Annotated in this window: 29 protein-coding genes, 1 tRNA gene and 1 riboswitch; of the genes, 22 read left to right on the forward strand and 8 right to left on the reverse strand. The window is 71.5% G+C overall.

All coding sequences use genetic code 11. The annotated features are described in order from the left end of the window. Nucleotides 1-76: 76 nt before the first annotated feature. From ACRQ4C_RS15800 to pstB, 4 genes are all read left to right on the forward strand, one after another. Nucleotides 77-1,189: a phosphate ABC transporter substrate-binding protein PstS gene (locus ACRQ4C_RS15800; RefSeq protein ID WP_290133703.1), complete on the forward strand. Its 1,113-nt coding sequence runs from the start codon at nt 77-79 to the stop codon at nt 1,187-1,189. Nucleotides 1,190-1,312: 123 nt separating this feature from the next. Beyond that, nucleotides 1,313-2,260 carry a phosphate ABC transporter permease subunit PstC gene (pstC, locus tag ACRQ4C_RS15805; protein WP_439689343.1) on the forward strand — a complete coding sequence of 316 codons (948 nt, stop codon included), beginning with the start codon at nt 1,313-1,315 and terminating at the stop codon, nt 2,258-2,260. Between the two features lie 13 nt (nt 2,261-2,273). After that, nucleotides 2,274-3,359, forward strand: a complete 1,086-nt coding sequence (gene pstA, locus ACRQ4C_RS15810; RefSeq protein WP_290133701.1) for a phosphate ABC transporter permease PstA — start codon at nt 2,274-2,276, stop codon at nt 3,357-3,359. A 17-nt stretch (nt 3,360-3,376) separates the two neighbouring features. Next, complete coding sequence (pstB, locus tag ACRQ4C_RS15815) at nt 3,377-4,156, forward strand: phosphate ABC transporter ATP-binding protein PstB (RefSeq protein ID WP_290133700.1); 780 nt, start codon at nt 3,377-3,379, stop codon at nt 4,154-4,156. A gap of 432 nt (nt 4,157-4,588) precedes the next feature. Here the strand turns inward: pstB and ACRQ4C_RS15820 are convergent, their stop codons facing one another. The 3 genes from ACRQ4C_RS15820 to ACRQ4C_RS15830 form a co-directional block, all read right to left on the reverse strand. Further along, on the reverse strand, nt 4,589-5,488 hold the full coding sequence (locus ACRQ4C_RS15820; protein ID WP_439689344.1) for an anti-sigma factor: 900 nt from the start codon (nt 5,486-5,488) through the stop codon (nt 4,589-4,591). Beyond that, nucleotides 5,485-6,084, reverse strand: coding sequence for a sigma-70 family RNA polymerase sigma factor (locus ACRQ4C_RS15825; RefSeq protein WP_400412415.1), 600 nt, complete (start codon nt 6,082-6,084; stop codon nt 5,485-5,487). Before ACRQ4C_RS15825 ends, ACRQ4C_RS15820 begins: the two co-directional genes overlap by 4 nt. Before the next feature lie 478 nt (nt 6,085-6,562). Next, nucleotides 6,563-7,192 carry a DNA-directed RNA polymerase subunit beta gene (locus tag ACRQ4C_RS15830; RefSeq protein WP_439689345.1) on the reverse strand — a complete coding sequence of 210 codons (630 nt, stop codon included), beginning with the start codon at nt 7,190-7,192 and terminating at the stop codon, nt 6,563-6,565. Nucleotides 7,193-7,300: 108 nt separating this feature from the next. On the opposite strand from ACRQ4C_RS15830, the gene ACRQ4C_RS15835 reads away from it, so the two are divergent. The 3 genes from ACRQ4C_RS15835 to ACRQ4C_RS15845 all read left to right on the forward strand — a co-directional run bounded on the left by ACRQ4C_RS15835 (nt 7,301) and on the right by ACRQ4C_RS15845 (nt 8,089). After that, nucleotides 7,301-7,480: a hypothetical protein gene (locus ACRQ4C_RS15835; protein WP_290134279.1), complete on the forward strand. Its 180-nt coding sequence runs from the start codon at nt 7,301-7,303 to the stop codon at nt 7,478-7,480. A gap of 49 nt (nt 7,481-7,529) precedes the next feature. Next, nucleotides 7,530-7,602, forward strand: a tRNA-Lys gene (locus ACRQ4C_RS15840). 169 nt (nt 7,603-7,771) lie between these two features. Beyond that, nucleotides 7,772-8,089, forward strand: a complete 318-nt coding sequence (locus ACRQ4C_RS15845) for a hypothetical protein (protein WP_439689346.1) — start codon at nt 7,772-7,774, stop codon at nt 8,087-8,089. A 71-nt stretch (nt 8,090-8,160) separates the two neighbouring features. Here ACRQ4C_RS15845 and ACRQ4C_RS15850 read toward each other — a convergent pair whose 3' ends face one another. Both ACRQ4C_RS15850 and ACRQ4C_RS15855 read right to left on the reverse strand, forming a co-directional pair. After that, entirely contained in the window at nt 8,161-9,096 is a 936-nt protein-coding gene (locus tag ACRQ4C_RS15850; protein WP_290133695.1) for an aldose 1-epimerase family protein, read from the reverse strand. Nucleotides 9,097-9,146: 50 nt separating this feature from the next. Next, complete coding sequence (locus ACRQ4C_RS15855) at nt 9,147-9,962, reverse strand: DeoR/GlpR family DNA-binding transcription regulator (protein WP_412881988.1); 816 nt, start codon at nt 9,960-9,962, stop codon at nt 9,147-9,149. Between the two features lie 63 nt (nt 9,963-10,025). Here ACRQ4C_RS15855 and galT point away from each other — a divergent pair, with 63 nt between their 5' ends. Continuing rightward, entirely contained in the window at nt 10,026-11,135 is a 1,110-nt protein-coding gene (gene galT, locus ACRQ4C_RS15860) for a galactose-1-phosphate uridylyltransferase (RefSeq protein WP_439689347.1), read from the forward strand. Next, a complete protein-coding gene (gene galK / locus ACRQ4C_RS15865) occupies nt 11,132-12,268 on the forward strand; it encodes a galactokinase (protein WP_439689348.1) in 1,137 nt (378 codons plus the stop codon). The genes galT and galK overlap by 4 nt, the downstream gene beginning before the upstream one ends. Nucleotides 12,269-12,424: 156 nt before the next feature. On the opposite strand, the gene ACRQ4C_RS15870 is transcribed toward galK, so the two are convergent. From ACRQ4C_RS15870 to glyA, 3 genes are all read right to left on the reverse strand, one after another. Next, nucleotides 12,425-12,874: a hypothetical protein gene (locus ACRQ4C_RS15870; RefSeq protein ID WP_439689349.1), complete on the reverse strand. Its 450-nt coding sequence runs from the start codon at nt 12,872-12,874 to the stop codon at nt 12,425-12,427. Nucleotides 12,875-13,014: 140 nt separating this feature from the next. Then, nucleotides 13,015-13,947, reverse strand: coding sequence for a tetrahydrofolate dehydrogenase/cyclohydrolase catalytic domain-containing protein (locus ACRQ4C_RS15875; RefSeq protein ID WP_290133690.1), 933 nt, complete (start codon nt 13,945-13,947; stop codon nt 13,015-13,017). Further along, on the reverse strand, nt 13,944-15,233 hold the full coding sequence (gene glyA / locus ACRQ4C_RS15880) for a serine hydroxymethyltransferase (protein WP_439689350.1): 1,290 nt from the start codon (nt 15,231-15,233) through the stop codon (nt 13,944-13,946). The genes ACRQ4C_RS15875 and glyA overlap by 4 nt, the downstream gene beginning before the upstream one ends. A 53-nt stretch (nt 15,234-15,286) precedes the next feature. After that, nucleotides 15,287-15,372: riboswitch (ZMP/ZTP riboswitch) on the reverse strand. A 37-nt stretch (nt 15,373-15,409) separates the two neighbouring features. Here glyA and clpS point away from each other — a divergent pair. The 13 genes from clpS to ACRQ4C_RS15945 all read left to right on the forward strand — a co-directional run bounded on the left by clpS (nt 15,410) and on the right by ACRQ4C_RS15945 (nt 25,135). Then, nucleotides 15,410-15,697, forward strand: coding sequence for an ATP-dependent Clp protease adapter ClpS (gene clpS, locus ACRQ4C_RS15885; protein ID WP_290133689.1), 288 nt, complete (start codon nt 15,410-15,412; stop codon nt 15,695-15,697). After that, nucleotides 15,694-16,170, forward strand: coding sequence for a DUF2017 family protein (locus ACRQ4C_RS15890; protein WP_439689351.1), 477 nt, complete (start codon nt 15,694-15,696; stop codon nt 16,168-16,170). Before clpS ends, ACRQ4C_RS15890 begins: the two co-directional genes overlap by 4 nt. Then, nucleotides 16,167-17,114 (forward strand): GNAT family N-acetyltransferase, encoded by a 948-nt coding sequence (locus tag ACRQ4C_RS15895; protein WP_439689352.1) that lies wholly within the window; start codon nt 16,167-16,169, stop codon nt 17,112-17,114. Before ACRQ4C_RS15890 ends, ACRQ4C_RS15895 begins: the two co-directional genes overlap by 4 nt. Before the next feature lie 74 nt (nt 17,115-17,188). Beyond that, the gene (locus ACRQ4C_RS15900) at nt 17,189-17,614 is read left to right on the forward strand and encodes a MarR family winged helix-turn-helix transcriptional regulator (protein WP_290133685.1); all 426 of its coding nucleotides are present in this window, start codon (nt 17,189-17,191) and stop codon (nt 17,612-17,614) included. A 77-nt stretch (nt 17,615-17,691) separates the two neighbouring features. Further along, nucleotides 17,692-19,020: an MFS transporter gene (locus ACRQ4C_RS15905; RefSeq protein ID WP_439689353.1), complete on the forward strand. Its 1,329-nt coding sequence runs from the start codon at nt 17,692-17,694 to the stop codon at nt 19,018-19,020. 297 nt (nt 19,021-19,317) lie between these two features. Continuing rightward, on the forward strand, nt 19,318-20,199 hold the full coding sequence (purU, locus tag ACRQ4C_RS15910) for a formyltetrahydrofolate deformylase (protein ID WP_400412393.1): 882 nt from the start codon (nt 19,318-19,320) through the stop codon (nt 20,197-20,199). Nucleotides 20,200-20,204: 5 nt separating this feature from the next. Next, nucleotides 20,205-20,603: a YrdB family protein gene (locus tag ACRQ4C_RS15915; protein ID WP_439689354.1), complete on the forward strand. Its 399-nt coding sequence runs from the start codon at nt 20,205-20,207 to the stop codon at nt 20,601-20,603. An 89-nt stretch (nt 20,604-20,692) separates the two neighbouring features. Next, nucleotides 20,693-21,832: an N-acetylglucosamine-6-phosphate deacetylase gene (gene nagA, locus ACRQ4C_RS15920; protein WP_439690921.1), complete on the forward strand. Its 1,140-nt coding sequence runs from the start codon at nt 20,693-20,695 to the stop codon at nt 21,830-21,832. 55 nt (nt 21,833-21,887) lie between these two features. Next, nucleotides 21,888-22,469 (forward strand): RNA polymerase sigma factor, encoded by a 582-nt coding sequence (locus ACRQ4C_RS15925; protein WP_439689355.1) that lies wholly within the window; start codon nt 21,888-21,890, stop codon nt 22,467-22,469. Then, nucleotides 22,466-23,464: a CU044_5270 family protein gene (locus ACRQ4C_RS15930; RefSeq protein ID WP_439689356.1), complete on the forward strand. Its 999-nt coding sequence runs from the start codon at nt 22,466-22,468 to the stop codon at nt 23,462-23,464. Before ACRQ4C_RS15925 ends, ACRQ4C_RS15930 begins: the two co-directional genes overlap by 4 nt. 66 nt (nt 23,465-23,530) lie before the next feature. After that, nucleotides 23,531-24,160 carry an SRPBCC family protein gene (locus tag ACRQ4C_RS15935; RefSeq protein ID WP_439689357.1) on the forward strand — a complete coding sequence of 210 codons (630 nt, stop codon included), beginning with the start codon at nt 23,531-23,533 and terminating at the stop codon, nt 24,158-24,160. Beyond that, a complete protein-coding gene (locus ACRQ4C_RS15940) occupies nt 24,157-24,828 on the forward strand; it encodes a DUF4166 domain-containing protein (RefSeq protein WP_290133676.1) in 672 nt (223 codons plus the stop codon). The genes ACRQ4C_RS15935 and ACRQ4C_RS15940 overlap by 4 nt, the downstream gene beginning before the upstream one ends. 40 nt (nt 24,829-24,868) lie before the next feature. Next, entirely contained in the window at nt 24,869-25,135 is a 267-nt protein-coding gene (locus tag ACRQ4C_RS15945; protein ID WP_439689358.1) for a hypothetical protein, read from the forward strand. Nucleotides 25,136-25,214 lie beyond the last annotated feature (79 nt).

The following is a 25,214-nucleotide window of genomic DNA, read 5'->3' on the forward strand; positions in this document are numbered from 1 at the left end:
AGTCGCTCCCGGGTCAGCACCGGCCCGCGGGACCAGCAGCGGTCCCACCTGCACTGACATTCCCGAAGGGACCCCTGTGAACATCAAGCGAATCGGCACGGTCGCGGCGATCGCGGTCGTCGGCGCCGTCGCGCTGTCCTCCTGCGCCTCGAACGAAGGCGGCGCGGGCGCTGGCGCTTCCGCCTCGTCGAGCTCGGGCACGGACTACTCGAAGCTCTCCGGCACGCTGACCGGCTCGGGCTCGTCCGCGCAGCAGACCGCACAGGCCACCTGGACCGCCGGGTTCCAGAACGTCGCCTCCGGCGTCACGGTCAACTACTCGCCCGACGGTTCGGGCGCCGGCCGCAAGAACTTCATCTCGGGTGCGGCGGACTTCGCCGGCTCCGACGCCGCGCTCTCCGACGAGGAGCTCTCGGGCACGTTCGCGAACTGCGCCGCGGACTCGAAGGCCATCGACATCCCGGTCTACATCTCCCCGATCGCGATCGCGTACAAGGTCGACGGCGTCAAGGACCTCACCCTCGACGCGAAGACCATCGCGGGCATCTTCTCCGGCAAGATCACCAAGTGGAACGACTCGGAGATCAAGGACCTGAACAAGGACGCCTCGCTCCCCGACGCGAACATCACCGTCGTGCACCGCTCGGACGACTCGGGCACCACCGAGAACTTCTCCGAGTACCTCGACGCGAACGCGAAGGACGTCTGGGGCAAGGAGCCGAGCCAGACCTTCCCGTACCAGGTCGGTGACGCCGCCGCGAAGACCTCGGGTGTCGCGTCCTCGATGGCCAGCGCCTCGAACGCCATCACCTACATCGACGACTCCGGCGCCGGTGACCTCGACAAGGCGAAGCTCATGGTCGGCGACAAGGCCACCGAGATCTCGGCCGACGGTGCCGCCACCGTCGTCGCGGACTCCAAGACCGTCGAGGGCCGGGCGGACAACGACCTCGCGATCGACATCAACCGCACCGACACGGCCGACAACGCGTGGCCGCTCGTCCTCGTCTCCTACGCCATCGCGTGCCAGGAGTACAAGGACTCGGCCAAGGGTGAGCTCGTGAAGGGCTACCTCGACTACGTCGTGTCGAAGGACGCGCAGGACGCCGCCGCGAAGGAGGCCAAGTCGGCCGCCCTGTCGAGCGACCTCTCGGAGAAGGCCGCCAAGGCCGTCGCCTCCATCAAGTAACGCCCTCTGAGCGCCCGGACGCCGGTCCCACCCAACACGACCGGCGTCCGGGCACTCGCCCGTCACGGCACCACCTCCCACCTCCCCGTTCCCCGCCACGGGTGAACCTCCGACAGGAGTCGCATGACGACCGCACCGGCCCGCGAAGGGGCCACCGTCATCCCGAAGCCGAAGGCCGTCGTCCGCGTCGGCGACCGCGTCTTCTCCGCCGCCTCGGTCATCTCCGGCGGCCTCATCCTCTTCGTCCTCGTGCTCGTCGCGGCGTTCCTCGTCTGGCAGAGCATCCCGGCGCTGGTCGCCAAGGCCGGCACCCTGCCGAACGACTCGGCGAACTTCTGGGACTACGTCGGACCGCTCGTCTTCGGCACGGTCTGGTCGGCGCTCATCGCGCTCGTGATCTCCGTCCCGCTCGCGCTCGGGATCGCGCTCTTCATCTCCCACTACGCACCGCGTCGCCTCGCGCCGGTGCTCGGCTACGTCATCGACCTGCTGGCCGCGGTGCCGTCGGTCGTCTACGGCCTGTGGGGCATCGTCGTCCTCGCGCCGTTCGTGAAGCCCTTCTACGCGTTCCTCAACGAGTACCTCGGCTGGTTCCCGCTGTTCTCCGGTCAGGTCACGGGCACCGGCCGCACGATCCTGACCGCCTCGATCGTCCTCGCGGTGATGGCGATCCCGATCATGACCGCCGTGATGCGCGAGATCTTCCTGCAGGCACCGACCCTCAACGAAGAGGCAGCGCTGGCCCTCGGCGCCACCCGCTGGGAGATGATCCGCCTGTCGGTGCTCCCGTTCGCGAAGTCGGGCATCGTCTCCGCGATCATGCTCGGCCTCGGTCGAGCGCTCGGGGAGACGATGGCCGTCGCGCTCGTGCTCTCGGTGTCGACCAACGTCACGTTCCAGGTGCTCACGTCGCTGAACCCGTCGACGATCGCCGCGAACATCGCACTGCAGTTCGCCGAGGCTTCCGGCACCGCCCTGAACGCCCTCGTCGCGTCCGGTCTGGTCCTCTTCGTCATCACCCTGGTCATCAACATGCTCGCGCGGTACATCGTCCGCAAGCGAGTGAGCTGAGAGGTACGACCCGATGTCCCTCGCCCTCCGTCAGTCCGGCATGGCCGGCAACGTCTACGCCAACGGCAAGCTGCACAAGTCGGTGCCGTGGCTGCTCCTCATCGGCTCGTGGGTCGCCCTGATCGCCGTGTTCGCCCTGCTCAACGCCGGCGGCGCGGTCAAGGACTTCAACGTCGTCGCGGCGCTGTTCCTCGGCACGGTCCTGTTCGACGTCCTCATCGTCGTCGTGTCCCGCATCGTCGAGGGCGGGCGCAAGGCCGTCGACCGTCTGGTGACCTCCCTGGTCGTCACCGCGTTCGTGATCGCCGTCCTGCCGCTCGTGTCGCTCCTCTGGACCGTCCTCGCCGACGGCCTCGCCCGGTTCGACGCGCAGTTCTTCTCGTACTCGATGCGCGGCGTCATCTCCGAGGGCGGCGGCGCGGTCCACGCCCTCGTCGGCACGCTCGAGATCACGCTGTTCGCGGCGCTCATCTCGGTGCCGATCGGCCTGCTCACCTCGATCTACCTCGTCGAGTACGGCAAGGGCGCGCTCGCGAAGGGCATCACGTTCTTCGTGGACGTCATGACGGGCATCCCCTCGATCGTCGCCGGCCTCTTCGCCTACTCGCTCTTCGCGCTCTTCCTCGGCCCGGGTGCCCGCTTCGGCCTGGTCGGCTCGATCGCCCTGAGCGTGCTGATGATCCCGATCGTCGTGCGCTCCACCGAGGAGGTCCTGAAGATCGTCCCGATGGAGCTCCGCGAGGCCTCGTACGCGCTCGGCGTGCCGAAGTGGCTGACGATCGTGAAGGTCGTGCTCCCCACGTCGCTCGCCGGCATCACTACCGGTGTCATGCTCTCGATCGCCCGCGTCATCGGCGAGACCGCACCGCTGCTCGTCACCGCCGGGTTCACCGCGTCGATGAACTACGACCTGTTCAAGGACCCGATGATGACCCTGCCGGTGTTCGCGTACACGCAGTACTCGCAGCAGGGCGCCAACCCGGTGCCGTTCGTCGACCGGGCGTGGACGGCCGCGCTGCTCCTCATCCTCATCGTGATGGCGCTCAACCTCCTCGCGCGCTTCATCACCCGCCTCTTCGCCCCCAAGCTCCCCCGCTAGCACCCGGAAGGTCCACAGTGTCCAAGCGCATCGAGGTCGACGGCCTCAACGTCTACTACTCGAAGTTCAAGGCGGTCGAGGGTGTCGACATCACGATCGAACCCCGCACCGTGACCGCGTTCATCGGCCCGTCCGGCTGCGGCAAGTCCACGTTCCTCCGCACCCTGAACCGCATGCACGAGGTCATCCCCGGTGCCTGGGTCGAGGGCTCGGTCAAGGTCGACGGCGACGACCTCTACGGTGCGGGTGTCGACCCGGTGCTCGTCCGTCGCCAGGTCGGCATGGTGTTCCAGCGCCCGAACCCGTTCCCCACGATGTCGATCAAGGACAACGTGCTCGCCGGCGTGAAGCTCAACAACAAGCGCATCTCGAAGTCCGAGGCCGACGACATCGTCGAGCGCTCCCTGCAGGGCGCGAACCTCTGGAACGAGGTCAAGGACCGCCTCGAGAAGCCCGGCATGGGCCTGTCGGGCGGGCAGCAGCAGCGACTCTGCATCGCCCGGGCGATCGCCGTGCAGCCCGACGTGCTCCTCATGGACGAGCCCTGCTCGGCGCTCGACCCGATCTCGACCCTCGCCATCGAGGACCTCATCGAGGAGCTGAAGAAGGAGTACACGATCGTCATCGTGACCCACAACATGCAGCAGGCCTCGCGGGTGTCGGACAAGACGGCGTTCTTCAACATCGCCGGCACCGGGCACCCCGGCAAGCTCATCGAGTACGACGACACCGCGACGATCTTCTCGAACCCGTCCGTCCAGGCCACCGAGGACTACGTCTCCGGCCGCTTCGGATGATCCGCTGACGCGGCCGCACACCGTTCGCGTCGTGCTCACTCGGCCCCGTCGGACCTCGGTCCGGCGGGGCCGTCGGCGTTCCGGGGCGCTGCCCTGGTCGCGGGGTCGCCGTTCCGCCGCGGTCGGCCGGCGCGCTGTGGTCCGGACGCCGCGCTGCGGTCAGGAGGGGCGGTCGGGAGGCACGGGTCGCGTCCGGCGGGCCCACCTGTGTCCCGCGGGTGGTCGCCCTGGCCCGCGGACCTGGCACGGGTCGGCCGGCTCCGTGCGCGTGCAGGGATCGACGAAGCGCACGTCGATCGACGAGTGCTTCGTCGCGGTCACGACGCCGCAGCGCATGCGCGTACACGGGACGACGAAGCACGTGTCGATCGACACGTGCTTCGTCGGGACGCGCGCGTTTCGCGGAGGGAGGGATGGAGGGGGGGAAGCCCGCTACGCGTCGAGCGGGACCGCGGCGATCGGGGTCGTCGTCGGCTGCTTCGACCCGCCGGCCGGCTCGACCGTGATGCCCACCGTGACGCCGTCCCGGACCTTGCCGGTCAGCACCGCGGAGTGCACCCCGTCGGCGTACTGGTCCATCAGCCCAGCGGACGTGATCGATCCGCCGGCAGCCTTCGAGTCGATGTACCAGAGCTCGTAGGTCTTGCCCTTCGGTGCGGCCTCGACGCCGTCGAGGATGACCGCCGACTTGCCGAGGTCCTGCGACCAGACGACCGTGGCCGTCCCGCCGCCCTGCACGGGAGTGGAGCTCCGCTGGAAGTCGGACGCCGCGTAGATCCCGTCTAGGACGCTGGTGCTCTGCGAGGTCCCCGGCCGCGACTCGTCGCCCGGGTTCAGCACACCGCCGACGCCGAGCCCGACGCCGAGGAACACCACCGCGACGGCGGCAGCGGCGGACAGGGCAGCCGCCGGACGCTGGAACCAGCGGCGGCGAGCCGCGGTCTCCGCCGGGCCCGGCAACACGGAGGAAGCGGGCGACGGGGCGGAGGCGGGTCGCGCCTCCAAACCGACGTCGGACCACGCAGGAGCAGCGGGAGCCTCGGGAACGGAGGCAGCCGGAGCTGCCGGCGCAGTCGCTGCCGGAGTGACCGGGGCCGACTGCGGCGTGTTCCGGATCTGCGCCATGAGCGACGCCTTGAGTGACGCCGGCGGCTCGATCGGGGCGGTCGAGTACGCGAGCTGCAGCGCGGTCTCGCGCAGCGAGTCGGTCTCGGACCGGAGTTCGGGAGAGGACGCGAGGGCGACCTCCACCTGGGTGCGCTCGTCGTCGGACAGCGCGTCGAGGGCGTACGAGCCGGTCAGCGTGGACGGGTCGTCGTGTCGTTCGGTCATGAGGTCACCCCCATCTCGTCTCGGAGTCGGATCATCCCGTCACGGAGACGGGTCTTGACGGTGCCGATCGGGACACCCAGTTGTTCGGCCATCTCGCTGTGCGAGAAGCCTCCGTAGTACGCGAGCTGCACCGCCTGGCGCTGGAACTCGGTGAGCTTCGCCAACGCCCGACTGACCCGCTCGTGCTCGATGCGGATCTCCACCGACTCGGACACCTGGTCGAACCCGGCCTCGAAGTCGCGGATGCCGATGCGGGTGTCGCGGTCGTGCGAGGCCTGCGATGCCCGGATCCGGTCGACCGCTCTGCGGTGCGCCATCGTGAGCACCCAACTCGCCGCGGAGCCCCGCACCTGGTCGAACCGTGTGGCCTGCTGCCAGACCTCGAGGAAGACCTCTTGGGTGACCTCTTCGGACTGCGCACGGTCCTTCAGCAGCCGCGTCACGAGGCCGAGCACCCGCCCGGACAGTTCGTCGTACAGGTCGGAGAAGGCCGCCTGGTCGCCGTTCGCAACCCTGGTGAGGAGTTCATCGGGCGACGGCGGCGCCGGCTCCGCAGAGCCCCAGCGCTTCGTGTCGCGTTCCACGAGTGCAAGCATCGCAGGTTTCCCCCCTCTCTGTGCGTGGGGCGCTGCGGGTGTCCAGGACTCACGCAGCTCTTCGGGTGTGGTGGTGCTCGTTCTGAGCGAGGGGCCCGCGTGACCCGCAGGGAATTGACCGACTGGTGTCGGACCGGGTCGCGCGGGACCCCTCGCCGTGGTGAGGCCAGGGCCTCGCCACGGTGATGATTCGGTGCCCTCGTCCGGTCGGATTGGAGGACTGCTCGGGCACCTCCGCGGGCGCGCCCGGACGGATCCGTGTCCTCCCTGCGAGAACGGATTCGACGCGTCCAGGGGTCGTTTCGTAGAGTGGTCGTCGCCGGGCCGCAGCAAGCCCCGGGCTCCAAATATCGCCGCTTCGAGCGGCCTCGCGCCGAGAGGCGCTTCTGCGGCTCGGCTTCATCCTCTCCACTGGCTCTGGTCGGCCTGGAGGCGCGGGTCGCCTCGGTCGGCTGGCTCCCGCCCGGCGGGTCGACCGTCAGTCGAGGCTGTCGCGGCGCCAGAGCGCCGCCGCCTCCGTCAGGTCGGCCGCGAGCTCGGTGAGCCGGAGCGCCCGGGTCGTCAGCTCGCTCGCGCGCTCCTCCGCGGTGAGGTCGGACTCGTCCGCCACCGCTGTCGCGCCAGCCGCCGTGAGCCGGCAGAACGCAGCGCCGCGGTCGAGCGCCACCGCGAGGTCGCCGGTGTAGAGGCCGTGCAGGATGCGGTCCGCGAGGGTCAGGATCTCCGCGGGCCCCGTCGGCTGCTCGGCGCCGGCGACGGCCTGGTCGATCGTGCCGATCCGTTCCGTGCCGCGCGCGAAGAGGTACGCGATCTCCTCCGGCGCCTGACGGATGACCGTCCGGACGAGGTAGATCCGCCAGAGCGCCCCCGGCAGCGTGTGCGCCCCCACCCGCGCCCAGAGCTCGGCGATCGCGTCGATGCCGTGCACGTCCGTGTAGGTCACGAGGCGCTCCACGACCGCCGGGTCCGGATCTTGGCGCACGCGGTGCAGCAGGGCGTTCGCGGTCTCGTGCGCGACGCGGTTCACCACCGCCGGGTCCTCCCCGCCCTGGATCGCGGCGAACTCGGCATCGGTGAAGTGGACGGGACGGTGGTGATCGCGAGGCACCGCGACAGTGTAGGCGCGGCCACCGACGCAGCACGTCCCCCGTTCGCCGAGAACGCAACGGGCCGCTCGCGCGTACGGTTGACCGGCAGGGAGGCACCCCTCCCGGACGTGAAGGAGAGGACCCTCATGAACGCCCTGCTCATCATCCTGGCCGTCATCGCGGTCATCCTGCTGTTCGTCGGTGGCTTCGCCGCCAGCCTGAAGTTCCTGCTGTGGGTCGGCATCGTGCTGCTCGTCATCGCGCTCGTCATGTGGCTGCTGCGGACCCTGACCGGACGCCGGAGCTGACGCGCTCGTTTCTCGACTGGAGGCCCTCACCCGCTAGCCTTGCGGGTGAGGGCCTCTAGCTCAGTTGGTAGAGCACCGGACTTTTAATCCGAGGGTCGTGGGTTCGAGCCCCACGGGGCCCACCTCAGAAACGATCGGGGTACAAACCCTCCACAGCTGACTCTTGTCCGTTCCACGGCACAGTTCAGTCCGCATTCAGCGAGCTGTTGGGTGGGCGCCGATAGTGTCGTTCCCGGATCCGAGCACCGGGTCCTGCACGACAGCACCACCAGCGAACGAACGGGGTACACCGTGATCGAGCCCATCGAAGCCACGCACATCAGCGCCGACGGCGCGCGCCGCATCGTCGAGCTCGCAGCAGCCACCCACACGACCATGAGCGACGAACTGCTCCTCGACACGCTCCGCCGCAACGCGAAGGTGTCGACGCGCCACATCCGCGAGGACTTCGTCGAGGTCGCCACCGCCACCACCGTCCTCGGCTACGTGTGCCGACAGCGCTCCGAGTACATCGCCCTCCGCGGCGACGACCCGGCCTGGGCGCAGGAGGTCGGCCGGTACGGCACCGAGGCCCTCGCGGTCGAGGCGCTCCGCATGCGCCGCGCCTGACCTGCCGCAGAACACACGAAGGCCGCCCCGATCGGGGCGGCCTTCGTCGTGCGGCAGGGCAGAGGTGCGGCTCAGGACCAGACGCGGCGGATGCCCCAGGTGCCGGTCCAGGTCTCGTCGGGCTCGAGCCAGCGCAGGCCCTCCCCCGAGTTGAGCGCGTTCGCCGGCGCGGTCATCGGCTCGACCGCCACCGCGAGCCCGGTGCCGTCGCCCCGGGGGAACGTCCGGGAGGTGAACACCTGCACGTACGGGAACGACTCGTCCTGCCAGAGCTCGACGCCGTCGCCCTCCGGGCCGTGCAGCGTCGTGCGCCGGACGCCGTGCTCGTCGGCCGCGATGTCCGTGTAGGCGGTGTCGAGGTCCGAGTCGCCCGCGCGACGCCCGGCGCGGAGGTCGGAATCGGTGCCGGTGACGTCGAACGACCCGTCGGGCACCTTCTGCTCGTTCGTCGAGAAGGCCGTGGCGCCGTCGAGCGTCACGACGAGGTCCTCGGCGGGGGTGTCGCCGGCGCGGAGGTACGGGTGCGCGCCGACGGCGAAGGGCGCCCGGACGCCGGAGCGGTTCGTGATCGTGTGGGTGACGCGGATGCCGTCGTCGACGAGTTCGTGGTGCACACGGGTCTCGAGGGTGAACGGCCAGCCGTGCTGCGGGTGGATCGTGGCCTCCTGCTCGATCGACGACTCCGTCTGCGTCACGGTCCGGTACGGCGCGAAGCGGAGCAGCCCGTGCGAGGCGTTGCCGTACTTCGGCTCGGAGACGTCGAGCTGCTGGACGGCGCCGTCGAGTTCCCACCGACCGCCGGCGACACGGTTCGGCCACGGCACGAGCACGATGCCGTCGGCTCCCGGCGGGGCCTGGTCCGCACCGAACGGCTCGGTGAGGTCGAACCCGGCGACGCGGAGCTCGCGGATGCCCGCGGCGACCTCGGTCACGACGGCCTCGACGACGCCGTCCGGTCCGGCGTGGCGGAGGTGGTACTGGCCTCCGGTGGGGGCTGCTGCGGTCATGGCGGGCTGGTCCTTCCTGGGAACGCGGGTGGAACCCGTACTGCGGTGCTTCAGCGCTCGTCGGCGACGACGACCTCGACCCCGGCTGCGCGCACGGCGTCGACCAGGTCCGCCGGGGCCTCGGCGGTCACGACGACGTCGACGTCCTCGAGCGCACGGACGACCCCGATGTGGGCCCGGCCGAACTTCGACCCGTCCGCGACCACGACCGTACGCCGTGCCGTCGCGGCGAGCATCCGCTTCGTCTCGGTCTCGGGGAGGTTGACGTTCGTCAGGCCGTGCTCGACGTCGACGCCCGTGCCGCCGAGGAACGCGACGTCGGCGGCGATCATCGGGACCACGGTGTTGTTGAACGGTGCGACGAGCGAGTGCTGCAGCGGTCGGAGCGTCCCGCCGGTGACGATGACGGTGAAGCGCGGGACGGCGGGTTCGAGGGCGAGTGCCGTCGTCAGGGAGTTCGTCACCACGGTCACGTCGACCAGGTCCGTCCGTGCCACCAGGGCGGAAGCCACCGCCGCGGGTGTGGTGCCGACGTCGAGCACGACGCACTCACCGGACCGGACGAGCGCGGCCGCGGCGCGGCCGATGGCCGCCTTCGCGACCTGGTGCTCGACCGCGGTCTCCTCGAGCGGGCGCTCGCCCGAACCGGCCACGAGGCGGACCGCACCGCCGTGCACCCGCCGGATCCGTGCCTCCAGGTCGAGGGTGGCGAGGTCCTGTCGGACCGTCACCTCGCTCGTGCCGAGGGCCGCTGCCAGGGCGGCCGTCCGGACGAGCCCGGGTGCCCCCTCGACGATGGCGACGATGCGGTCCTGGCGGAGGGGCGCCGGGAGCGCGCCGTCGAGGAAGAGGTCGTCGTCGGTCACGTGCTCAGTTTCGTCCGCTTCCGTCTGCTTTCGCAACACTTCGGATCACGCTAGGCTGCTCCGGTGATCACCAAGCGCGCGACGAAGCTCGCGGACGGCCGCGACCTCTTCTACTTCGACGACGCCGACTCGACCCTGCCCGCCGAGCGGAGCATCGACCAGCGCGTCCTCGACCCCCGGCCGGACACGGCCCGGATGCGTCAGGACGTCCTCACGGGCGAGTGGGTGTCGATCGCGGCGAGCCGGCAGAACCGGGTGTTCCTGCCGCCGGCCGACCAAGACCCGCTGGCGCCGCAGAGCCCGGCGAATCCGTCCGAGATCCCGAGCGTGTACGACGTCGCGGTGTTCGAGAACCGTTCGCCGTCGTTCGGGCCGATGCTCGCCGGGCCGGGCGGCGCCGAGGACGCCCCGCCGTCGCTCGACGCCCTGACCGAGGTCGGGTTCAACCGCCAGTTCCGCAGCGTCGGACGCTGCGAGGTCGTGTGCTTCTCCCCCGCCACCGAGGGCTCCTTCGCGTCGATCTCCGAGTCGCGTGCCCGCACCGTGGTCGAGGCGTGGGCGGACCGCACCGCAGCACTGTCCGAGCTGCCCGGCATCCAACAGGTGTTCCCGTTCGAGAACCGGGGCGAGGCGATCGGCGTCACGCTGCACCACCCGCACGGGCAGATCTACGCCTACCCGTACGTCACGCCGCGCACCCAGCGACTCCTGGCCTCGATCGAGCGCTTCGGGCCGGACCTGTTCGAGCAGCACCTCGCGAACGAGCGGGCGTCCGACCGGGTCGTCCTCGCCGGCGAGCACTTCACCGCCTTCGTGCCGTTCGCGGCGCGCTGGCCGATCGAGATCCACATGCTCCCGCACCGCCACGTGCCCGACTTCGCCGGGCTCACCGACGCCGAGAAGGACGAGCTGGCGCACATGCACCTCCGGCTGACGCGCGGGATCGACGAGCTCTACGGTGACCCGACGCCGTACATCGCCGCCTGGCACCAGGCCCCGGTGCACACCGGCCGCGACACCGTGCGGCTCATGCTGCAGATCACGTCCCCGCGCCGCGCGGCGGACAAGCTGAAGTTCCTGGCCGGCAGCGAGGCCGCCATGGGCGCCTGGATCGGGGACCTCGTGCCCGAGAAGGCGGCCGAGTTCATCCGAGGAGGGATCGAGCGCGCATGACGTTCCAGCAGGTCTACGGGTACGAGCCCACGGTGCGGTACTCCGCCCCCGGCCGGGTCAACCTCATCGGTGAGCACACCGACTACAACGACGGGTACGTGCTGCCCTTCGCGATCGACCGGCGGACGGTGGCGTCGATCGGGCAGCGGGACGACCGCGTGCTGCGGGTCGCGTCGGCGTTCGACCCGTCGTCGGTCGTCGAGCTGACCCTCGACGAGCTGTCGCCCGGCCGCATGGAGGGCTGGTCGGCCTACGTGTTCGGCATCGCCTGGGCGCTCCGTGAGCACGCCGGCGCCGACCTCTCGGACAAGCACGGGTTCGACGTCTTCATCGACTCGGACGTGCCGGTCGGGGCGGGCCTGTCGTCGAGCGCGGCGATCGAGTGTGGTGTCGCCCTCGCCTTCAACGACCTCTGGGAGCTCGGGCTCGACCGCAAGACGCTCGCGCGCGTCGGGCAGTACTCCGAGAACCACGCCGTGGGCGCCCCTACCGGGATCATGGACCAGTCCGCGTCGCTGCTCGGTGAGCAGGACGCGGTCGTGTTCCTCGACTGCCGGACGCTCGACACGGCCGTGGTCGACCTGGCGCTCGAGGCGAACGGGCTCGAGGTCCTCGTCGTCGACACCCGCGTGGAGCACGCCCACGCCACGGGCGGCTACAAGGCGCGTCGCGACTCCTGCGAGCGCGGTGCCGCGGTGATGGGCGTCGAGGCGCTCCGCGACCTGTCGGTGGACGACCTCCCGCGCGCCCAGGAGCTGCTGGACGACGAGACCTTCCGCCGCGTCCGTCACGTCGTGACCGAGGACCAGCGGGTCCTCGACACGGTGCGCACCCTCCGCGAGGACGGCCCGCGGGCGATCGGTGCGCTGCTCGTGGCGTCGCACGAGTCCATGCGCGACGACTTCGAGATCTCGGTGCCCGAGCTCGACCTGGCGGTCGCCACCGCGATGGAGCACGGCGCGGTGGGCGCTCGGATGACCGGTGGCGGGTTCGGCGGTGCGGCGATCGCGCTGGTCGACCGGGAGGCCCGTGGCGCGATCGCGGACGCGGTCACGTCCGCCTTCGCGGCGGCCGGGTACCGCGAGCCGACCGTGTTCACGGTGCACGCCGCGCAGGGCGCCCGGCGCGACTGACGCGCGCTGCGCGCTGCGCTGCTGCGCTGCTGCGCTGCTGCGCCGGGCGCTACCGAACCTCGAAAGCGACATCGAACCAGTGCCACGTGGCGGTTCGACGTCGCTTTCGTGGTTCGACGTGCGGAAGGCGGCGTGTTGTGGCGGCCGGCGCGCGCGTCAGCCCGTGTAGTCGGCGTAGCGGGACACGACGTGCACGTTCCCGAAGACGAACGGGTGCGGATCGCCGTGTTCGACGGCCCACTGCACCCAGGTCATCTCGACCGGGATCAGCAGCCACACGAGCACGGTCGTGCCGACGACCCCGGCCAGCGCGAGTCCCATGACGGTGTGCTCGTCGAAGCGGACGGCTCCGCGGCGCGCGATCGCCACGACGGAGCCGACGACCGCGAACCCGATCGTGGTGAGCGTCCACCCGACCCACGGGCTGCTCGTGATCGTCGTCTGCGTGCCGGCGTGCGAGAACCCGGTCGACCAGGTCGCACCGAAGTGCTGCACGACGAGCGCGAGCAGCACGATCAGCACCATCCACCGGGCGTCCTTCGTGAGCTGCGACGGCTCGGGGCGCGCTCGCAGCACCGGCTCCGTCAGCGTTCGTTCATCCCCCATGCGGCGACCGTAGCACCAGGCGCGCGATCCGGCGGAGGTGATCCGTGCCTCCAGTCCGGGGCTGGACGCGACCGGAACGCGGAAGCGACAGATCCCCGTGGGTGGGCCAGGGAGATCTGTCGCTCTCGCGAGGGTGACCGTCAGCGCAGGTGGCGCTCGGCCGCTTCGACGACGTTCTTCATGAGCATCGCGCGGGTCATCGGCCCGACGCCGCCCGGCGTCGGCGACAGGAACCCCGCGACCGATGCGACCGCAGGGTCGACGTCGCCGCGGAGCTTCGCCTTGCCGGTCTCCTCGTCGACGATGCGGCTGATGCCGACGTCGATGACCGCCGCACCGGGCTTGACCCAGTCCGGCTGGACGAGCCCGGCCACACCGGCCGCGGCGACGATGATGTCGGCACGGCGGCACTCGGCCGCGACGTCCTCGGTGAGCGAGTGCGTCAGGGTGGCGGTGGCCTCGAGCCGCGTGAGGAGCAGGCCGAGCGGCCGACCGACCGTGAGCCCCTGCCCGATGATCGTGACGTGCTGGCCCCGGATCGGGACCTCGTACGCCTCGAGCATCGCGACGATCCCGCGCGGGGTGCACGGCAGCGGAGCGTCGATCGTGCCCGCACCACCGGGGACGGCGAGGACGAGCTCGCCGAGGTTGGTCGGGTGCAGGCCGTCGGCGTCCTTCGCCGGGTTCATCAGCTCGAGCATGGGGATCGGGTCGATGCCCTGCGGCAGTGGGAGCTGCACGATGAAGGCGGTGACCCGGGGGTCGTCGTTCATCTGCAGGATCGCCGCGCGGATGTCGGCGGCACTCGCCGTCTCGGGCAGGTCGATGCGGACCGAGTCGAGCCCGATCTGCGCCGAGTCCTTGTGCTTGCCGGCGACGTAGGACACCGAGCCCGGGTTCTGCCCGACCATGATCGTGCCGAGGCCGGGCCGGAACCCGTGGTCGTGCAGACGGTCGATGCGGAGCTTCAGGTCGTCGAGGGTGCGGGCGGCGAGGGCGGTGCCGTCGATGCGGACGGCAGAGCCCTCACCGTCCCAGAGCGCCCGCGGCAGGTCGGCCACGGCGGCGCTCACGCGTAGAGCGGGAACGCGTCGGCCAGCGCCTTCACCCGGGCCGAGAGCGCCTCGATGTCCGGGTTCGGCATGAGCGTCAGCGCGATGATGTCGGCGACCTCGGTGAACTCGGCGTCGCCGAAGCCACGGGTCGCCAGCGCCGGGGTGCCGATGCGAACACCGGAGGTGACCATCGGCGGGCGCGGGTCGAACGGCACGGAGTTGCGGTTCACGGTGATGCCGACCTGGTGCAGGAGGTCCTCGGCCTGCTTGCCGTCGACCTCGGACTCGCGGAGGTCGACGAGCACCAGGTGCACGTCGGTGCCGCCCGTGAGGACGTCGATGCCGGCGGCCTTCGCGTCGGCCCGCGTGAGGCGGTCCGCCAGCAGACGAGCGCCGCGGAGCGTGCGCTCCTGGCGGTCCTTGAACTCCGGCTGGCCGGCGAGGAGGAACGCGGTGGCCTTGGCGGCGATCACGTGCATGAGCGGGCCGCCCTGCTGCCCCGGGAAGACCGCGGAGTTCAGCTTCTTGAAGAGCGACTCCTCGTTGGACAGGATGATGCCCGAGCGCGGACCGGCGAGGGTCTTGTGCACGGTCGAGGACACGACGTGGGCGTGAGGCAACGGCGACGGGTGCAGGCCCGCGGCGACGAGCCCGGCGAAGTGCGCCATGTCCACCCAGAGCGTCGCGCCGACCTCGTCCGCGATCTCGCGGAACTTCGCGAAGTCGAGCTGGCGCGGGTACGCCGACCAGCCGGCGATGAGGACCTTGGGCTGGTGCTCGATCGCCTTCGCGCGGATGTCGTCGTAGTCGACCTCGAAGGTCTCCGGGTCGACGCCGTACGACACCGCGTTGTAGATCCGGCCGGAGAAGTTGAGCTTCATGCCGTGGGTCAGGTGGCCGCCGTGGGCGAGCTCGAGGCCCAGGATGGTGTCGCCGGCGGACGCGATGGCGTGCAGGACCGCGGCGTTCGCGCTCGCGCCGGAGTGCGGCTGGACGTTCGCGTAGGCGGCGCCGAAGAGGGCCTTCGCCCGGTCGATGGCGAGCTGCTCGGCGACGTCGACGAACTCGCAGCCGCCGTAGTAGCGCTTGCCCGGGTAGCCCTCGGCGTACTTGTTCGTGAGGACGGAGCCCTGCGACTCGAGGACGGCACGCGGCACGAAGTTCTCGGAGGCGATCATCTCGAGGGTGTCGCGCTGGCGGCCGAGCTCGTTCTGCAGGACGGCGGCGATCTCGGGGTCGACCTCGGCGAGCGGGGCGTTGAAGGTCGACTGCACGGCGGCAGGCGTCAGATCGGTGATGGACACGGGACTCCTCGTTGTCTGTTCCGTCGCGCACACGCACGACGAGGTGGACGGGTGGGCGCGGCCCAGGCGTACGGCCGCGCACCGTGTCAGGTGTCGCTCCCCGATGGTGACCCATCCAACGCCAGTCGCGACCCCCCGATCGTACCGAGCGCACCGGTTCGTGTCACCCTGGTGGCATGACCCTGCTCAGCCCCGACGTCGACGAGCGGACGACGACCCGCTCCGACACGCCCTGGGTGACCGTGGTCTGGGACGACCCGGTCAACCTGATGTCGTACGTCACCTACGTCTTCCAGTCCTACTTCGGCTTCGGGCGGGCGAAGGCGGAGCGGCTCATGCACCAGGTGAACGACGACGGGCGGGCGATCGTGGCGACCGGGGCGCGCGAGGCGATGGAGGCCCACGTCGAGGCGATGCACGGGTACGGCCTGCAGGCGACGGTCGACCGGGCGCCGACCCCGTGATCCCGTTCGTCCGCCGTGCCGACGGCGTCCACCTCGGTCTGTCCTCCGGCGAGCGCGACGTCCTGACGTCGCTGACCGAGCAGCTCCAGCAGGTGCTCGCGGGCGACCTGTCCGCGGACCCCGTGGCCACGCGCATGTTCCCCGACGCGTACCCGGACGACGACGCGGCGAGCGCCGAGTTCCGCCGGTGGACGCAGTCCGACCTGCTGACGCAGAAGACGTCGAACGCGGCGGTCGTGCACGAGTGGCTGACCGGGGTGCGTGACGGCGGGTTCTCCCCCGAGGACGAGCAGGCGTGGTTGCGGTGCCTCACGGACCTGCGGCTGACGATCGCGGAGCGCCTCGGCATCACGGACGCCGCGAGCGAGGAGGCGTCGTACCGCGCGGAGGCCGGGGTCGGCCTGCGGGACGTCTACGACTGGGTCGGGTACGTGCAGGAGCACCTGGTCGCGGCGCTCGTCGGGGACCGGTGACGCTCGCCGTCCGCGCGAGCGCGGACACGACGGCCGACCGGGAGGCCCTGCTCGCGTTCTCGACGTCGGAGCCGGTCGGGTCCGTGGACCGAGAGCGCTTCACGGCGGGTTCCGCGACGGGTTCGTACCGACCCGGGTGGTCGTGGCTCGCGTTCCGCAACGGTCGGGTGGTCGGCCGTGCGCTGTGGTGGGGACGGCCGGGTGCCGCCGCACCGGCGACGCTCGACGACGTGCAGGTCGACGCCGACGAGAACCGTGCGGCGGTCGCGGCGGCACTCGTCACTGCGGCGACCGCGACGTTCCGGGTCGAGGGTGCACGGGTCGCGCCGGAGTGGATCCTCGACGTCGACACGGAGTGGCGCGACGATCCGGACGCCGTCGCGGCGGTCGCCTGGCGGACGCGCGCAGCCGAGGGGGCCGGACTCGGTCGCGTCACCGAGCGGGTGCGGTTCCGACACCCCGACCCGGCGACCGGTGCGGCTGCTGCCCCGGGCGGTCGGCTCCGCTTCCGCGGCGGGGACGACGCGGAGTTCGCCGACCTGTTCGCCCGTGTCGCGGTCGGCTCCCTCGACGCACACACCCTCGCCACCGTGCGGGCGCTCGGTCGCCGCGGTGCGGCCCTGGACGACCTGTCGTTCTACCGCGACCTGCCGGGGTCACGCGACGCCTGGCGGATCGGAGCGGACGAGCACGGGATCGTCGTCGGCTTCGTCCTCGCGACGCGGACGGCCCACGACCCCGCGGTGAGCTTCATCGGGGTGCTCCCGCAACACCGTGGCCACGGGTACGTCGACGACCTGCTGCGGGAGGCGCTCCGGCTGCACGCCTCCGACGGCGAGGACCACGTGGTCGGCACCACGGACGACGCGAACACGCCGATGCGTCGGGCGTTCGAGCGCGCGGGGTTCCGGGTCGTGCAGCGGCGGATCGTCCTCGAGCCGTAGCCGTCCGCCCCCGTCGGCATCGAGATCGACAGGAAGCCTTGCAAGTTCCCCTGTCGAAGTAGTACCGTTGCGGTATGACTTCCGACGGTGCACCCGACCTCGCCAGCGCGCTGCTGACGATCCACGGCCGTATCCGCCGGACCCTGCTCACGGGCAAGTCCGACGAGGTCACCGCATCGCAGACCGCGGCGCTCGGACGCCTCCTCCGGTACGGCGAGAGCACGGTCGCCGACCTCGCCCGCGCCGAGGGTGTCCGCCCGCAGTCGATGGGCGCGACCGTCCAGGCACTCGTCGACCTCGGGTACGTCGAGCGCCGACAGGACCCCACCGACGGCCGACGGACCCTCGTCCGTGCGACCCCGGCGGGCGCAGCCGCACGCGAGGACGCGTGGTCGGCCCGCAGCCGGGTACTCGCGGACCGCCTGGCCGCGCTCACCGCGGAGGACCGCGCGACCGTGGCCCGCTCGCTGCAGATCCTCGAGCCGCTGGTGGAACCCTGACCGCGACCGCCCCCGTCCCCACGCCCGCTCCGACCGACAGCGGCGGCAGCGGCTTCGGCCCGAAGCTCCTCGTCCCCGTGCTCGTCGGCCCGTTGCTCAACCCGATCAACACGACGATGGTGTCGGTCGCCCTCGCACCGATCTCCCGCGATCTCGGGATCGGTGCCGCGCAGGCGATCTGGCTCGTCGCGGCGCTGTACCTCGCGAGCGCCGTCGCCCAGCCGACGATGGGCAAGCTCGCGGACCGGTTCGGCCCGAAGAAGGTGTTCCTCTCCGGTCTCGTGATCGTCGGCGTCGCCGGGGTCGTGCCCGAGTTCCTCACCGGGTTCGGCGGTGCGGTGACGGCCCGTGTGCTCATCGGGATCGGCACGTCGTCGGCCTACCCGGCGGCGCTCACGACGCTCCGACAGCACTCGGCGCGGATCGGCAAGCCCACGCCCCCGCTCGTCCTCGGCGCGCTCTCGATCACGTCGCTCGTGTCCGCCGCAGCCGGGCCGCCGCTCGGCGGAGCGCTCATCGCGGCCTTCGGCTGGCACGCGATCTTCCTCGTCAACGTGCCGCTCGCGGTGTTCGGCATCGTGGTGTCGCTGCTGTGGCTGCCGTCCGACCGGCTGCGTCCGCAGAACGACGACGACCTGCCGGTGCTGCAGGCGCTCGACCCGGTCGGGATGCTCCTCATGACCGGGACCGTGTCGGCACTCCTGGTGTTCCTGCTCGACCTCTCGGCCGGGCTCTGGTGGCTGCTCGGGACCGCGGTCGTGCTGCTCGTCGCGCTCGTGCTGTGGGAACTGCGCGCCGTGAAGCCGTTCGTCGACGTGCGGCTGCTCGCCCGCAACGGCGCGCTGTCCCGGACGTACGTGCGGCTGTTCCTCGTGTACCTGCTCGCGTACACGATGACCTACGGCTTCTCGCAGTGGGTGCAGGACGTCGCCGGGTACTCGAGCGACGCCGCCGGGTACATCCAGCTGCCCGCGGCGATCGTCGCCGGCATCGCCTCGTTCCTGGTCGCGCGGAAGACGGCCGTCCGTGGGCCGCTCATCGCCGCGGCCGTCGTGCCCATCGTCGGCGGGCTGCTCCTGCTCCTGCTCGATTCGGGGTCCCCCGTGGCCCTGCTCGTGCTCACGCCGGCGCTGTTCGGCGTCCCGCAGGCCTTCGCATCGGTGTCGAACCAGGCTGCGCTGTACCGGGTCGTGCCCGCGGAGTACATCGGCACCGCGGCCGGGCTCTCTCGGACGAGCGTGTACATCGGCGCGATCGGGGCGTCCTCGCTCATTGGCGGCGTGTTCGGGACGGCCCCTACCACGCCGGACCTGCACGTGCTCGCGTGGGTGGTCGTGGGCGTCGCGGTCGCCGCGAGCGTCCTGACGATCGCCGACCGCGCGCTCGCCCGGCCGCAGGCCCGCTGATCGAGCCGGTCCGCAGCCGCAGCGCGCACGCGGGCGCCGCACAACCAAAGACGCAGCGAACCGCGTCGATTCGCGGTTCGCTGCGTTTTTGGTTGTGCGCCGGGGCGGCGCCCCGTCGTCGGCAGTGCGCCCGGGCGGCGCCCCCGGCGCTGATGCAACCGCCTCGCGAGCGCGGGCCGACGGACGGAGGCGACCGGTGCCTCCAGGCCGACCGCTGGGACACAGGGCGACCCGCCGGAACGGCCCACGTCCACGACCACGACCAGCGCGCGGCAGCGCGCCCGGTACCCTGATCCGGTGACCGACCCGACGCCCGCGACCACCGCGACGACGCCCACGCACTGGACCCTCACGCTCGTCTGCGACGACCGCCCCGGGATCGTGCACGCCGTGTCCGGAGCCGTCGTCGCCGCGCAGGGCAACATCACCGAGTCGCAGCAGTTCTCCAGCGCGGACACGAACACGTTCTTCATGCGCCTCCAGGTCATGGCACCGGTCGACCGCGAGGCCTTCGAGGAGGCCCTCGCCCCCGTCGTCCAGCGCTACGACGCCCGCGTCCAGCTCGACGTCGTCGGCCGGCCGCTCCGCACGCTCGTCCTCGTGTCGAAGGCCGGGCACTGCCTCAACGACCTGCTCTACCGGCAGCGCGGCGGCCAGCTCCCGATCGAGGTGCCGCTCGTGCTGTCGAACCACGCCGACCTGCAGGAGCTGGCGTCGTTCTACTCCGTGCCGTTCGAGCACCGGCCGGTGACCGACGCGGAGAGCAAGCACGACATGGAGCAGCGGATCCTCGAGGCCGTGGACGAGCACGACATCGAGCTCGTCGTCCTCGCCCGCTACATGCAGATCCTGTCGCCCGGCCTCTGCGCCGCGCTCGAGGGCCGCGCGGTGAACATCCACCACTCGTTCCTGCCCGGATTCAAGGGCGCGAACCCGTACCGGCAGGCGCACGCACGCGGCGTCAAGCTCATCGGGGCGACCGCGCACTTCGTCACGAGCGACCTCGACGAGGGGCCGATCATCGAGCAGAACGTCGTCCGGGTCGACCACACGAAGGACCCCGCCGAGCTGGTGTCGATCGGGCAGGACGAGGAGTCCCGCACGCTCACCCAGGCCGTCCGGTGGATCGCCGAGGACCGCGTGCTCCTCGACGGCGCCCGCACCATCATCTTCAAGTAGGAACCGTGTCCGCACCGCAGAGCCCCGTCGACTGGTCCGAGACCCCCGACCCGCGCGCCGTCCAGCCGCGCAGGCTCGGAGCCTGGGACGTGCTCCGGGCGCTGGTGTGCGCGTTCGGGCTGTTCTCGCTCGGGTACTGGGGCTACCTCGCCTGGCCGTACCCGCTGCCGGCGGTGTTCTTCATCGTCGGCACACCGCTCTTCGCCGCGGTCGTCTGGTTCTTCTTCCGCTCGCCGCGCTCGCCGATCGAGACGGACATCGTCGGCAAGACGATCGTCGAGGTCGCACTCGTCGTCGCCGCCGGCGCCGCCTGGGTGTCGATCGGGCACCCGGTCGTGGGGCTCGTCTTCGTCGTGGTCGCTGCGGTCTCGGGCGTGGCGCAGTTCCGTCGGGAGACGCGGTGACCGGCATCGCCGACGGGTCCGCCGGGTCCGTCGGCGCTTCCGCCGTGAACGGTTCCGCTGTCGTGGGATCCGGCGTCGGCGGGCGCGGCCTGGAGGCGCGGCGCACGCTGGTCCGGTCGGCCCGCGTCGTCGACGCCGGCGGCTCCACGGCCGACGGGTGGGTCCTCCTCGACGGCGACGTCATCCGCGCGGTCGGCTCCGGCCCCGAGGCCCCCACGGCGGACGAGGTCGTCGACCTGGGCGACGCCGTCCTGGTGCCCGGGTTCGTCGACCTGCACGGGCACGGTGGTGGCGGTGCAGCCTACGAGGACGACTCCTTCGCGGCCGCGCTCGCGGTGCACCGGAGGCACGGCACGACCCGGTCGGTCCTGTCGCTCGTCGCGAACCCGCTGCCGTCGCTCGTGGCCTCGCTCGCGCACATCCGTTCGGTGATGGCCGACGACCCCCTGGTGCTCGGCGTGCACCTCGAAGGGCCGTTCCTGTCGCCGCAGAACAAGGGCGCGCACAACCCCGAATTCCTGATCGACCCGACGCCGGCAGCGGTCGACACCCTGCTCGAGGCCGGCTCGGGCGTGGTCCGGCAGGTCACGATCGCCCCCGAGCTCCCGGGAGCGCTCGCCGCGATCGAACGGTTCGCAGCGGCGGGTGTCACCGTCGCCGTCGGCCACACGGTGTGCGCGTACGACCAGGCCAGCGCCGCGTTCGACGCCGGCGCGACCCTGCTCACACACGCCTGCAACGCGATGCCGGGCATCCACCACCGTGCGCCGGGGCCGATCCCCGCGGCGGTCGCCGACGACCGGGTCACGCTCGAACTCATCCTCGACGGCGTCCACGTCCACCCGTCCGTGGCGTCCTTGCTGCTGTCGTCGGCGCCGGACCGCGTCGCGCTCATCACCGACGCGATGGGTGCCGCGGGGGCTGCCGACGGTTCGTACACGCTCGGGTCGCTCGGCGTGACGGTCGCGGACGGGGTCGCCCTCGTCGCCGGGACGGACACGATCGCCGGGTCGACGCTCACGCAGGACCAGGCGCTCAGGAACGCTGTCGGCCTCGCGGGCCGGACCCTGCCGGAGGCCGTCGCGGCGCTCACCACGGTGCCGGCACGGGCGCTCGGCCTCGGGGACCACCTCGGCCGGATCGCGCCCGGGTACGCCGCCGATCTCGTCGCGCTGACGCCGTCGCTCGAGGTGACACGGGTGTGGGGAGCCGGGCGCGCGATCGTCTGATCGGCCGATCTGTCACACGGCAGCCGTTCCGGACACCCACTGTTCGGAGGCAATCGTGAACACACCAAGGGGGCCGGGCACCGTCCCGGACACAGCGCTCGTCGCCGCCGTCGCGAAGGGCGACGCCGAGGCGTACACCGTCCTGCTCGATCGGCACTCGCGGGCGGTCTTCCGCTACGCGTGGGGGCTCGCGGACGAGCGGTCGGACGTCGACGACATCGTCCAGGAGACGTTCCTCGTCGCCTGGCGCCGTCGGAAGGACATCGGGGTCGTCGGAGCGTCCGCGCTGCCGTGGCTGCTGACCACGACGCGGTACGTCGCCATGAACACGAACCGGCAGCGACGGTCGTCCCGCACCGACGAGGTCGACGAACACAGCGGCGCGTCCGAGGCCTGGTACCGACAGGTCGCGCACGACGAAGCCGTGCACCAGCTGCGGTGGGTCCGTGCGGAGATCGCCTCGCTCGACTCGCCCGACCGGGAACTCTGCGAGCTCTGCCTGCTCCAGGGCCGGTCCTACGACGAGGCCGCCGCGATGCTCGGCCTCACCACCACGAACGCGCGCAAGCGCATCCAACGGTCCCGCGCGAAGTTGAAGTCGAGCCGCGCGCTGCACGAGATGGAGCAGACACTGTGATCACCGCACCGCCGCCCGAGGGCGCCGCCCTCGACGAAGCCATCCGTCCGATCCGACGCGCGGTGCTCGACCGCACGATCCACCGTCGTCGTCGCCGCTCCCGCTGGACCTTCGGGGCGGTGGGGTCCGTCGCGGCGGTGACCGCCCTCGCGACGGTGATCGTCGGCGGGAACCTGACCGGTGCCTCCGACCGTCTGCCGGTCGTGGGGTCGCAGCCGCAGGCCGCCACCGCCGCTGAGGTCCTGCAGAAGGCCGCCGACGAGACCGTCGCGGCGAGTGACCCGACGGTCGGGCCGGGGCAGTTCCTCGAGGTGTCGACGAAGCGCGAGAGCCAGACGTCCTTCGGCGACGCGAACGTGTTCTCCGCGCTCGTGCCGTACACGATCACGGTCTACCGGCCGGCGGATGTGTCCGCCGAGTGGACACAGGTGCGTACCTCGGGCGAGCCGACGCAGTTCTTCCCGGCCGGCTCCGAGCCCGAAGCGGCTGCCGAGTGGGAGCGCGAGGGCAGCGGCGCCTACCCGACGGGCGTCTCGCACGGGGTGGGCGGGGTCATCGACGGGTACGACCTGACGCCCGCGCACCTGGCAGAGATGCCGAGGGATCCGGAGGCGCTCTACACCTGGGTGTCAGAACACGCCACCGGGTCCGCGAGCCAGGAGGAGGCGATGACGACGCTCATCGGCGACGACCTCGCGACCGGCCTCGTCCCGAAGGACCTCCGGAGCGCCATGTACGAGGTGCTCGCGAAGATCCCCGGGACGACGATCACCCACGACGCTGTCACGCTCGACGGACACACCGGGACGGCGATCGGCCGGGACGAGCCGAACCGCGACGGCGAACACTCGGAGATCGTCATCGACCCGGACACCGGCGCGTACCTCGGTTCGAGGACCCTCACCGGTTCGGCGAGCCGACTGTGGCCCGCGGGCACGGTGTTCGACTCGTCCGCGGTCACGACATCCGTGGTCGACAGCGTCCCGCAGGGCTGACGAGCCGGTGCGCGGCGGTGGCGTCCGGGTCCCCGGCCGCCACCGCCGCGTCGTTATGCTCGCACCGTGCGGAACCGGGGGATCTACGTCGAGACCGTGATCGCGGCCGACCTCGAGCGGGTGTGGGCGGCGACGCAGGACCCGACCCAGCACGTGCGGTGGGACGTCCGGTTCTCGGAGATCCTGCCCGAACGTGACGCCGACCAGGACGCCGTGCGGTTCACCTACGTCCGACGGTCCCCCGTGCACGACGTCCACGGCACCGGTGTGAGCATCGGCGAGCGCCGACGTCCCGACGGCACCAGGACCTCCGCGCTCCGGTTCTCGACCCCGGACCCGCTGTCGCCGATCCGCTCCGGCCGTGGCTACTGGCGGTACGTCCCCACCGACGACGGCCGCACGCGGTTCATCACCGGCTACGACTACGACAGCGGCTGGGGTCCGCTCGACCTCGTCGTCCGCCCGCTCCTCGGGTGGGCGACCGCCTGGAGCTTCGATCGGCTCCGCGTCTGGCTGGAGGGTGGTGGCGAACCGGAGGCCTGGCCGCTCACCTCGGTCCTGAAGCCCTGGCGCCGGGGCCGGCCCCGTGCCTCCAGGACGCTCCGCGCACCCGCTGGCGGGTCCCGACGAGCCGACCACCTGCACGACGCGCCTGCCACGTTGGCAGCGCTCCCCGACCCGGGAGGCAACCCGTGACCTCCGTGTTCGAAGCGGCGCTCGGTGCCGACTTCCAGCGGCTCCACCCCATGATGCAGCGCCGGTTCGGCGTCGGGCTCGACGCGGCCGAGGCGTGCACGGGGCGCGGCGTGATGGCGTCGATCCGTCGCGGACCGTGGTGGACCGTGCCGTTCCTGCAGATCGGGCGGCTGCGGAACATCCTCGTGCCCGACGTCGGGACGGACGTGCCGTTCACGATCGAGAACTACCCGTACCGCGACCGCTACGGCCGCGAGACGGTGACGTTCGTGCGGACCTACACGACGAAGCCCGGACGGACCGCTCGCTTCGACGCGACGATGGTGCTCGTGGACGGACGGGTGCTCGACTACCTCGGATCTCACCAGCACCTGGCGGTGGACCTCGATCTCTCGGTCGACGAGCGCGGTGGTCTCGTCCTGCGGTCCGACGCGCAGCGCTTCTACGAGGGGCCGATCGCCTTCCGCTTCCCGATGCTCTTCAGCGGGCGGGCGACCCTGCACGAGTGGTGGTCGGACGAGGACGAGGCGTTCCACGTCGACCTCGAGGTGCACAACCGCGTGTTCGGGTTCCTCTTCGGGTACCGCGGGACGTTCACGTGTGAGTGGTCGCCGGCGACGGACGCCCCGGAGCGGTTGAAGCCGGTGCGGACCGAGCTCCGGACCTGACCGAGTCCATCGCGGCTGCGGTGGGTGCACGATCGGCCGCATGGACGTCGACGCCGTCGCAGCCGCGCTGGTCGAGCACGCCCGGACGGTCGGGCAGGCCGTGGTGCGCACCGACACGGCCACCCCGGTCGCCGGGCTCCGCACCGCCGTCCGACGGACCGCGCGAGCGCGAGGCGTCTCCGTTCGGACCGGCATGGTCGATGACGTGCTCGCCGTCGTCCGGACCGATGCTCCGCTCTGGGAGACGAGTACTGCCGAGATGCGACGCGCGCTCAGCGCACCCGACGAGCCGGGCGTCGTCGGCTGACCGTCAGACCGACGCCGCGGTGCCGGTCGAACTCGAGACGGACCGAGCTCCGGATCGACGAGACACGATGATGGTCGCG

Source organism: Curtobacterium sp. SP.BCp, assembly GCF_051903255.1.
GTDB lineage: Bacteria > Actinomycetota > Actinomycetes > Actinomycetales > Microbacteriaceae > Curtobacterium.

Bases quoted from the DNA above. Each gene is read 5' to 3' on its own strand.
- pstC (WP_439689343.1), top strand. From the start codon at position 1,313: ATGACGACCGCACCGGCCCGCGAAGGGGCCACCGTCATCCCGAAGCCG.
- pstA (WP_290133701.1), top strand. From the start codon at position 2,274: ATGTCCCTCGCCCTCCGTCAGTCCGGCATGGCCGGCAACGTCTACGCC.
- ACRQ4C_RS15820 (WP_439689344.1), bottom strand. From the start codon at position 5,488: ATGACCGAACGACACGACGACCCGTCCACGCTGACCGGCTCGTACGCC.
- ACRQ4C_RS15825 (WP_400412415.1), bottom strand. From the start codon at position 6,084: ATGCTTGCACTCGTGGAACGCGACACGAAGCGCTGGGGCTCTGCGGAG.
- ACRQ4C_RS15850 (WP_290133695.1), bottom strand. From the start codon at position 9,096: ATGACCGCAGCAGCCCCCACCGGAGGCCAGTACCACCTCCGCCACGCC.
- galK (WP_439689348.1), top strand. From the start codon at position 11,132: ATGACGTTCCAGCAGGTCTACGGGTACGAGCCCACGGTGCGGTACTCC.
- ACRQ4C_RS15870 (WP_439689349.1), bottom strand. From the start codon at position 12,874: ATGGGGGATGAACGAACGCTGACGGAGCCGGTGCTGCGAGCGCGCCCC.
- clpS (WP_290133689.1), top strand. From the start codon at position 15,410: ATGACCCTGCTCAGCCCCGACGTCGACGAGCGGACGACGACCCGCTCC.
- ACRQ4C_RS15900 (WP_290133685.1), top strand. From the start codon at position 17,189: ATGACTTCCGACGGTGCACCCGACCTCGCCAGCGCGCTGCTGACGATC.
- ACRQ4C_RS15945 (WP_439689358.1), top strand. From the start codon at position 24,869: ATGGACGTCGACGCCGTCGCAGCCGCGCTGGTCGAGCACGCCCGGACG.